Origin of the sequence: Evansella sp. AB-rgal1 (assembly GCF_041820985.1) — a bacterium.
Classification (GTDB): Bacteria; Bacillota; Bacilli; order Bacillales; family Salisediminibacteriaceae; genus Evansella.
Map to the genome: position 1 here is coordinate 181,030 of NZ_JBGUAU010000011.1, position 9,342 is coordinate 190,371.

Genomic DNA, 9,342 nt, shown 5'->3' on the forward strand with positions numbered 1-9,342 from the left:
GCCTTGCACTCGAGGAGGCTTACCAGCTCCCCACAGGAAAGGGAGTTGGCAGTAGCGAATGGAATATAAACCAACAAAGTTAGTATTCCTCAATACTCTAGTTACGTATTTTCAGGGTAGCCCACTTAAAAAGATTCCTTATATACACAACAAGAACTATGCATTACAGAAAGGAGGAATCCAATGTTTGAACTCCCCATTCAAGATCCAGTAAAAATATTCGCACTCACTATGCTCATCTTCTTTTTTACACCTCTTCTTATGAACAGGTTACGTATACCAGGTATCATTGGTCCTATTATTGCAGGAATCATCATAGGACCAAATGGATTAAATATATTAGAACGTGATCAAACGATAGTATTATTAGGAACCGTAGGACTATTATTTATTATTTTTATTGCAGGGTTAGAGTTAGATATCGATGGTTTTAAAAAATATAGACACAGAAGTTTACTATTTGGTACATTCTCATTTATCATTCCATTTATATTAGGCATGACCTTTTGTTTATTGTTAGGTTATTCTATTATGGCATCCATTCTCATTGGATCCATAGTGGGTTCTCATACGCTGCTCGGTTATCCTATTGCTAGTAGGTTAGGGATAACCAAAAACAAAGCGGTAACAACCGCAGTTGGTGGCACGCTAGTTACTGATACAATGGCTCTATTAGTTTTGGCTGTTATTACTGGAGCAATGAGTGGAGAATTATCTCCTGGGTTTTGGATTTCATTAAGTACTTCCCTTGTAATTTTTGTGATGATCGTATTAGTAGGTATTCCAATTATTTCTCGTTGGTTTTTCAGAAATGTAAATAGTGAAGGTATTAAAGATTTTACCTTTGTCATGGTTGTCTTGTTTGTTGCAGGGTTCTTAGCAGTTGTTGCTGGACTTGAACCGATCATAGGAGCTTTTTTAGCAGGGCTAGCGTTAAATAGATTAATCTTAGATTACGGCCCCTTAATGAACAGAATTCGCTTTTTTGGGAATGCTTTATTTATTCCATTCTTCTTATTATCCGTAGGGATGTTAATGGATGTGAGTGTGTTGATAAGTGAACCCAGCACCATTTTTGTTACATTATTAATATTACTTGCTGTTTTTGTGGGTAAAGGGTTAGCCCCATATATTATTGGAAAAATATATGGATACAGTAATACCGAAGTAAAAGTAATGTTTGGACTAACAATACCTCAAGCTGCAGCAACCTTGGCAGCAACGCTTGTAGGGTATAACGTAGGACTATTAGATACTTCTACAGTAAATGCTGTTATTATTATGATTTTGTTATCTTGTATTATCGGTCCCTCCTTTGTTGATAAGTTTGGCAGAGAGCTGGCTTTAAGTGAAGATGATGAACCGCACAAGAGTAAAGAGGGGCCAGAGAGAATCATGATTCCGTTGTCTGATCCCAATACCATGGAAAGTTTATTGGATCTTTCCTCTATGCTGAAAGAAGAAAATAGTCAAGATCAACCTCTTTATCCATTAACAGTCGTTCAAAAAGAAGGAAGAGGGGTAGAAATAGGTGTAGCAAAAGCAGAAAAAATGCTCGGTCATGCAGTTATCTATGCTTCTGGTGCTGATATGCCTGTTAGATTGTTAACGAGAGTTGATTTAAACGTTTCTGACGGAATAACTCGTGCAGTTGTTGAGGAACGAATTAATATTATCGTGGCAGGTTGGGATGCACAAATGACAAATAGACAGCTATTTGGGAGTGTTATTGACCGGGTTATTGATCGGACAAATCAAACCGTACTTGTATCAAAAATTGGTCATCCTTTGAATACAACAAAACGCCTAGTCCTAGTTATCTCTCAGGGAGCACATCGAAAGCCAGGTTTTATAGATGCACTTGGAAAAATAAAGAAAATTTCCACTAAATTAAATTGTTCATTATTAATTTTTGTTGTAAAAGATAGAACAGATAAATATGTTAGTTATATCAAGGAAATAAAACCTACCCCACCTACCACTTTAATTCAAGTGGATACTTGGGAGACTTTATTTAACAAGTACGTTCCTAAAATAACTCCAGATGACTTAGTGGTTATTTTAAGTGCAAGAAAAGGAACAATTGCTTGGAATTATCAATTAGAGAATTTACCTGGAAAGCTTGCATCAGCTAATTGTGAGAGTTTTATAGTGTATTATCCAGCAGAAGAGGAAGAGGTAGATATACGAGGATCACGAGGAACGGATATTCCGAAAGATTTTCTGTTTAGAAAACAAGATAGTTAAGAATTACATTGAATCGCTGTGCACTAGCCATGAGAAGAGTAGTTATTGCTAACAACACTAAGAAGAAGGAAAAAAGGTAAGGGTCTACCTTTTTTCCTTCTCCTTATTCATTATGCCATATTAACGCGACAGTTCCTTCACCTGCATGGGCTGCGATGGTAGAACTTATTTCTCCTATTACAATGGAAAGATCGGGAAATTGTTCTGTAATTTTTTCTTTTAATTCTTCTGCTTTGTCGATGACATTTCCATGCATTATCTGCACTTCTTTTACTGTATGTTTCTCATAGGATTTTCCAAGCAATTCTAGTAGGCGCTTTGTTGCTTTTTTCTCAGAGCGAACCCTTTCAAATAATTCAAACTCACCCGAAGTTGTATCAATACGGATGATCGGTTTTATTTGTAACATATTGCCTAGTAGATATTGTGCCCCAGACATTCTTCCACCCTTATAAAATTGATTAAGGTTACCGAGTAAAATATAATTTTCGCATTTCGTAGCTTCATGTCTTAACTTAGCAGCAATTTCTTTTGGGTGTGTTCCGTTTTCTGCAAGTTCCATTCCCTTATAGAGTAAGGTAGTTATAGCGTAAGACATACAACGAGAGTCTACGACTTCTACATCGAAATCCGCCATATTTTTACCAGCAGTGGAGCTGTCTATTGTACCACTCAATTTGCCAGATATATGAATGGCTATGGCGTGATCATACTCTTCTTTTAGCTTTTCGTATAGTTCCGCAAATTTTCCAACGGAGGGTTGAGAAGTTTTTGGTACTTCTTTTTCTGAATTAATTCTTTTGTATAGGATATCCGTTGTTAAATCTACTCCGTCCTCATATGCATCTTGACCGAAAATGATTCCTAGGGGTAATGTGTATACGTCTTCATTTTCAGCTAATTCTTTTGTTATATATGCTGTACTATCTGTTACCCATGCAATCTTCTTCTTGTTCATTAAATCTGCTCCTCTACAACCATAATCTTTATAAGCATACCATAACATCGCTTCTTTCTAAAATGATTTCCCTATTGTAAATTAATTAAACGAGGTTGGAACATAACAAAAGTGTAGTACTGATAAGACGACCGATGTGTAACCTTAGCGAAGTATATTTCCGTAGCGAATAGTATACCATCATTTCGTTCGGATTCCTCCGTACACATTGGTTTTACTAAATGGTCATTCTCTAGTGTAAACGTAGCATAACGTTTGTATTGTCCAAATTTAATTTTTCCCATATAAACAATGTTCATCCATAAATAGTTCCTCTTAGGGCTTTAAGACAACCTTTATGCAATCATCATGTTTCTCATCGAAAACATCATATCCATACTCTGCTTGATCTAATGGAAGACGATGAGTAATGATATCGGTAGGATCAAATTCTTCATTTATTATTTTTTTGTACAACTCAGGAATATAATGTATTACTGGTGCTTGTCCCATTTTTAAGGTAACATTCCGGGCAAAAAAATCTCCAAGAGGAAACATGTTGTATCTTGTTCCGTAAACTCCAACAATACTAACGGTTCCCCCTTTGCGAACAGCTTGGCTTGCTGTAACAATTGGGCCCATTGTTCCACCTTGAAGTTTCAACGCTGTCTCCACCATTTCCACTGCTGATTTCTTTCCGTCCATTCCAACACAGTCTATAACTGCATCTGCTCCTCCTTTTGTTATTTCTTTAATATAGGAGCCCAGATCATCTATTTTTGAAAAGTCATACACTTCAACATTGTTTGTTGTTTTGGCATGATCTAAGCGATATTGTACGTAATCAACAGCGATAACTCGTTTAGCGCCTTTCATCCAAGCAAATTTCTGTGCTAATAAGCCTACAGGACCACAGCCTAAAACTACAACAGTGTCTCCTTTCTTTACGTTACCTTGCTCTATTCCCCAATAAGCAGTTGGAATTATATCAGATAAAAATAATAGCTTTTCATCTTCTAATTCACAATCTTCAGGCACTTTGAATGGTGTGAAATTTCCGTATGGAACACGTAACAACTCTGCTTGTCCTCCAGGATATCCTCCGAATGTATTCGAATATCCAAAATAAGCACCTGCTTCTCCATTTGGGTTTGAATTATCACATTGACTTTCAAGCTCGTGTTTACAAAAAAAACATTCACCACAGGCAATATTAAAGGGAACAATAACTCGATCGCCTTTTTTGAGTTTCGTTACTTCAGGCCCGACCTCTTCTACTATTCCCATAGGTTCATGGCCAATAATGTATTCTTCAGGAAAATTAGGTATCATACCATGTATTAAATGTAAATCCGAACCGCATATAGCCGTACTTGTAACTTTTACAATAATATCGTCTTTCTTTTGTAATTCAGCGTTTGGTACATCCTTTACTTTTACGTCTTTTATGCCTTGATAAGTGACAGCTTTCATTCATTTGCTCCTTTTTTAGTGAATATGCCATGTGCTTATTTTTCCTAACCAAAGTAAAGATATGTAATGTAAATGATACTAATAAACGAGGAATGTGGAATGTATTTGTTTTAGAAGTCGAAGGTATTAAGATATATATTGATAGGAAAAAAGTGAGAAATGTTTTTGACTTCAAGTATTATTCGTTTAAAAATGTTCCTTTTACTATCTTGTTCTCAAGATCTACGTTGTTGTATGAAAAAAATATAAAATAATACATAAGGCTCTCGCAGTTTTTGCTAACTCAAACATTCATTCATATAATGTTTTCCTCGTGATATGAAATGTATAAACATATGATTGTAAATAAGTGTGATGATGTATATTAAAGAGGATTCTTACGATGAAATATGATAAGATGAAGAGCAGTGGAAAAAATATTCCCTCTGATTCACGATCTGTGTTGAAACTGAATAAACAAAATAGAGGCAATAAACTACATATAAAATTCAATTAGATCTATATATTAATAAAACTCACTTTTAAAAGATAAAGGGTTAACATTTTTTAATCGTTGGCTAGCTCCAGGCGGTGCCATCACCTCGTGTCAAATAACCGCCCGATTAAAAGCAAAAAACGCTTTTTATCGTCCAAAATATTTGCATTTCGGTGATGAGAGGGCGCCTTGCGCTTTTCTTAATTAAACATGATAAGGGGCGTTCGTTATGTTTATTAACATTCAAGATATGAAACTGAATTATAAAGTGGATGGAGAAGGGGCACCAATCATATTGCTACATGGTTGGGGAGCAAATATTCAAGCTTTTTCTCCAGTTCACAATCATCTAGCAAAACATCATAAAGTATACACATTAGACTTACCTGGGTTTGGCGAAAGTGAAGAACCTCCTAAACAGTGGGGAACAGAAGAGTACACAGATTTTCTACATGACTTCATTCAAAAGCTACAAATAGAAAATCCCATTCTTATGGGCCATTCAAATGGAGGAAGAATTTCTATTTTTTATGCCGCGAAATATGGCAATGTAAAAAAAGTGATTCTTGTGGATAGCGCAGGAATTAAACCGAAAAGAAAACTAGAATATTATTTAAAAGTATACACTTATAAGGCAGCAAAGCAAATGCTAAAGTTACCTGGACTAAATCGATATTCTGATGAAATTTTATCAAAGGTTAAGTCAAAAATGGGATCTACGGATTATAAGAATGTTAGTGGGGTAATGCAGCAAACCATGGTGAAGGTTGTTAATGAGGATTTACAACATCTAATGCCTAGTGTAAAAGTTCCCACTTTACTCATCTTTGGTGAGAACGATACAGCGACTCCTGTATCGGACGGGAAACTCATGGAAAGACTGATTCCTGATGCAGGCCTAGTAGTGTTGAAAAATGCAGGACATTTTGCTTATTTAGATCAACTTCATCAATTTTTAGTTATTGTAGATAAATTTTTAGAAAAAGATAGAGAGGGTTAAATATATGCTTTTAACATTATATGTTTTATTAGTTATTGCATGGATATTACCTGTTATAGCAAAAACAGTCAAAAGTGTCCATATGCTTCAATTAAACTCTTATCGGAATGAACGGTATTTGCTCTGGATATCAAGGAATAAAGGGAAAGTGTTTCAGTTAAGAGATGTATTATTACTTGTACCTATCGTTCTTGCTTTAGTGAATGACTATGCAGGGAGTATTTCGGCAATTGCAGTGTTCGTATTACTATATTTGGTTCGATCCAAATCAGCTGAAAAAAAGAAGTTAGTGTATACACCGCGTGTAAAGCGTTTGTTAACCACGACGTTCATATTATATGGAGTGTTTTTACTAGTTGGAATCGTAATGTTGGGAACTTTCGGGTTAGTACCACTCGTGCTAATTTTTGCAGTAACATTGTTTGCAAGTTTCTATATGTTGCTGATTGCAAATACAGTTAACTTACCGATTGAGAAACAAATCAATGAATACTACTTTAAAGATGCGAAACGTCTCATTCAATCTTCTAAAGATTTAAAAGTAATTGGGATTACGGGCAGTTATGGGAAAACAAGTGTGAAGCATTTTATGCATGACGTACTCGCTTCTAAATATAACGTACTTATGACTCCTGAAAGTTTTAATACAAAGTTGGGTGTTACAAGAACAATACGAGAAAAGTTAAAGCCATACCACGAAGTTTTCATCGCTGAAATGGGAGCAAAACAACAAGGTGATGTGGAAGAAATTTGTGAGTTAGTAGACCAGCAATTTGGTATACTAACAGCCATTGGTGAGCAGCATTTGGAAACATTCAAATCATTAGAAAATATTAAAAAGACAAAATATGAAATCATCGAGACGCTACCACAGGACGGGATAGGTATCCTAAATAAAGATGATGAAAATATCATGTCTTATAAACCAGACTATTCAGGTAAGATCGTTTACTACGGTATTGATGCTTCCGATGTGGATATTAAAGCAAAAGATATAACCTATAGCAATAAAGGAATGGATTTTACCGTTGAATTAAAATCAGGGGAATCGGAAACATTCCGGACAAAGCTATTAGGTAAGCATAATGTTTACAATATTTTAGCCTCTGTTGCAATCGGTTTGCAATTAGGTATGAAATTATCGGAGATGGTGAAGCCAATTAGAGGTTTAGATGCAGTTTCTCACCGTCTAGAACTAAAAAGAACCTCTGGCAATATTACCATTATTGATGATAGCTTTAACTCAAACCCAGTTGGTTCAAAGATGGCTGTGGATGTTTTAGGGAGTATGGATGGATTTAAAATGCTCGTAACTCCAGGTATGATAGAGCTTGGAGACAAGGAATATGATTTAAATAAACATTGGGCGACTTATGCTGCTGAAAAATGTGATTACATTATTTTAGTAGGTAAGAAGCAAACAAAACCATTGCAAGATGGATTAATAGAAGCCAACTATCCTGAATCACAATATTATGTAGCACATGACTTACAGGATGCAATACAGCAAATGCATAAGGTGGCAAAAGAAAAGACAATTGTACTATTAGAAAACGATTTACCTGATACTTTTAATGAATAAGGATGGTGTATACATGAGAACAAGAGTAGCCGTCATTTATGGAGGCATGTCAGTAGAACATGAAGTTTCCGTTATATCTGCGCTTCAAGCAGTACAAAATATGGATCAAGCAAAATATGAAATAATCCCGCTATATATATCAAAAGAAGGCACATGGTATACAGGTGAGCAACTATTAGATATTGATCAATACAAAGACTTGAAGGGATTGCTTCAAAGATCTCAAAAGATCTTGTTGAGTCGCGAAGCTAATAATCGTGTAACAGTAAATAAAGATCCTAAGCCAAAGTGGGGAAAAGCGTACATCAATGAAATAGATGTTGCTTTCCCAATTATTCACGGTACTTTTGGGGAAGATGGCGTTCTTCAAGGTTATTTAGAATTACTTGGACTTCCTTACGTTGGATGTGATGTTTTATCGTCAAGTACAGGAATGGATAAGGTAATAATGAAAAATGTGTATCGTGACTCTGGATTACCAATTCTTGATTATGTTTGGTTCTATTCTTCTCAATGGAATGATGCTCAAGAAGATTGGATACAAAAAGTTGAGTCAGAGCTTCATTATCCTGTTATTGTGAAACCAGCTAATTTAGGTTCTAGTGTAGGAATTAGTAAAGCAGCTGATCGAGATGAGTTAGAGGAAGCTGTGGAGCTTGCTGCACAATTTGCAAACAAGGTTGTTGTAGAAAAAATGGTTCAAAATATGACAGAGATTAATTGCTCTGTATTAGGTGACTATGAATCTGCAGAGGCTTCTGTGTGCGAAGAAGTGTTAGGTAGTGATGAAATCCTTTCTTATGAAGATAAATATTCAGGTGGTGGTTCTTCAAAAGAGGGTGGGGCTAGTAAAGGAATGGAATCAACGAATCGAGTGATTCCTGCTGAAATTAGCGAAGATAAGACAAAGGAGATTCAGGAGCTTGCAGTACGTGCCTTCCAAGTATTAGGATGTAGTGGTGTTTCTCGTATTGACTTTATGATTGATAAAGATACGGATAAAGTGTATATCAATGAGATAAATACTATTCCGGGTTCCTTATCCTTTTACTTATGGGAACCAACTGGGAAGCCATATAAAGAGCTAACAAATGATCTTATTAAATTAGCATTAAAGAGAACGAGAGAGCGGGAACAACTAATGTTCTCTATTGATTCCAATCTATTCTCCCTAAGTAAACTAAGTGGTGGGAAAGGTTCAAAAGGAACAAAATAATACAGTTAGAAACCTAAACCTTGGCTATTTAGCTAACGCGTTTACTTGTGAGGAGCAAAACGTCAAATCACAGACGAATTCCCACGCTAAATCACACAACTTTCACAACTAGATTCGCAGTATAATTCGCATATTACAATGGCACGAAGGTTCTTCGTGCCATTGTTTTTATATTTGCTTATTTCATTAACCGTTTGTTGAAGTAAATGAGGTTTTCTTGGAAGTTGATAAGATAAACTTAACTTATCGCCAAGTCTATGTATTCCAACCTTACCACTGAAATAAAATAAGCGGAGAATTTCCGTTTAAAATCAAAATTCACCTAATTTCTTGGCAAATAAGGGAAGTTTTTCCGACTATGCAAAGGAAATTCCTCTTTTTTTAATAGATTTGAGTCAATAAGCGGATTTTC

Annotated in this window: 7 protein-coding genes; 4 read left to right on the forward strand and 3 right to left on the reverse strand. The window is 35.6% G+C overall.

The window, feature by feature from the left end:
- Nucleotides 1-183 precede the first annotated feature (183 nt).
- Nucleotides 184-2,247, forward strand: coding sequence for a cation:proton antiporter domain-containing protein (locus tag ACERII_RS11485; RefSeq protein ID WP_373642468.1), 2,064 nt, complete (start codon nt 184-186; stop codon nt 2,245-2,247).
- Between the two features lie 103 nt (nt 2,248-2,350).
- On the opposite strand, the gene ACERII_RS11490 is transcribed toward ACERII_RS11485, so the two are convergent.
- The 3 genes from ACERII_RS11490 to ACERII_RS11500 all read right to left on the reverse strand — a co-directional run bounded on the left by ACERII_RS11490 (nt 2,351) and on the right by ACERII_RS11500 (nt 4,657).
- Nucleotides 2,351-3,205 (reverse strand): DegV family protein, encoded by an 855-nt coding sequence (locus tag ACERII_RS11490; RefSeq protein WP_373642470.1) that lies wholly within the window; start codon nt 3,203-3,205, stop codon nt 2,351-2,353.
- A 71-nt stretch (nt 3,206-3,276) separates the two neighbouring features.
- Nucleotides 3,277-3,504: a hypothetical protein gene (locus ACERII_RS11495; protein ID WP_373642472.1), complete on the reverse strand. Its 228-nt coding sequence runs from the start codon at nt 3,502-3,504 to the stop codon at nt 3,277-3,279.
- Nucleotides 3,505-3,520: 16 nt separating this feature from the next.
- The gene (locus ACERII_RS11500) at nt 3,521-4,657 is read right to left on the reverse strand and encodes a zinc-dependent alcohol dehydrogenase (RefSeq protein WP_373642473.1); all 1,137 of its coding nucleotides are present in this window, start codon (nt 4,655-4,657) and stop codon (nt 3,521-3,523) included.
- 704 nt (nt 4,658-5,361) lie between these two features.
- Between ACERII_RS11500 and ACERII_RS11505 the strand changes: the two genes are divergently transcribed.
- The 3 genes from ACERII_RS11505 to ACERII_RS11515 are packed head-to-tail and all read left to right on the forward strand — an operon-like array spanning nt 5,362 to nt 8,930.
- A complete protein-coding gene (locus ACERII_RS11505; RefSeq protein WP_373642475.1) occupies nt 5,362-6,132 on the forward strand; it encodes an alpha/beta fold hydrolase in 771 nt (256 codons plus the stop codon).
- A gap of 4 nt (nt 6,133-6,136) precedes the next feature.
- Nucleotides 6,137-7,714, forward strand: coding sequence for a UDP-N-acetylmuramoyl-tripeptide--D-alanyl-D-alanine ligase (locus ACERII_RS11510; protein ID WP_373642477.1), 1,578 nt, complete (start codon nt 6,137-6,139; stop codon nt 7,712-7,714).
- A gap of 13 nt (nt 7,715-7,727) precedes the next feature.
- A complete protein-coding gene (locus ACERII_RS11515; protein WP_373642479.1) occupies nt 7,728-8,930 on the forward strand; it encodes a D-alanine--D-alanine ligase family protein in 1,203 nt (400 codons plus the stop codon).
- Nucleotides 8,931-9,342 lie beyond the last annotated feature (412 nt).

What these genes read in the sequence shown, in the direction of transcription:
- ACERII_RS11485 (WP_373642468.1), top strand. Translation starts at nt 184, where the DNA reads ATGTTTGAACTCCCCATTCAAGATCCAGTAAAAATATTCGCACTCACT.
- ACERII_RS11490 (WP_373642470.1), bottom strand. Translation starts at nt 3,205, where the DNA reads ATGAACAAGAAGAAGATTGCATGGGTAACAGATAGTACAGCATATATA.
- ACERII_RS11495 (WP_373642472.1), bottom strand. Translation starts at nt 3,504, where the DNA reads ATGAACATTGTTTATATGGGAAAAATTAAATTTGGACAATACAAACGT.
- ACERII_RS11500 (WP_373642473.1), bottom strand. Translation starts at nt 4,657, where the DNA reads ATGAAAGCTGTCACTTATCAAGGCATAAAAGACGTAAAAGTAAAGGAT.
- ACERII_RS11505 (WP_373642475.1), top strand. Translation starts at nt 5,362, where the DNA reads ATGTTTATTAACATTCAAGATATGAAACTGAATTATAAAGTGGATGGA.
- ACERII_RS11510 (WP_373642477.1), top strand. Translation starts at nt 6,137, where the DNA reads ATGCTTTTAACATTATATGTTTTATTAGTTATTGCATGGATATTACCT.
- ACERII_RS11515 (WP_373642479.1), top strand. Translation starts at nt 7,728, where the DNA reads ATGAGAACAAGAGTAGCCGTCATTTATGGAGGCATGTCAGTAGAACAT.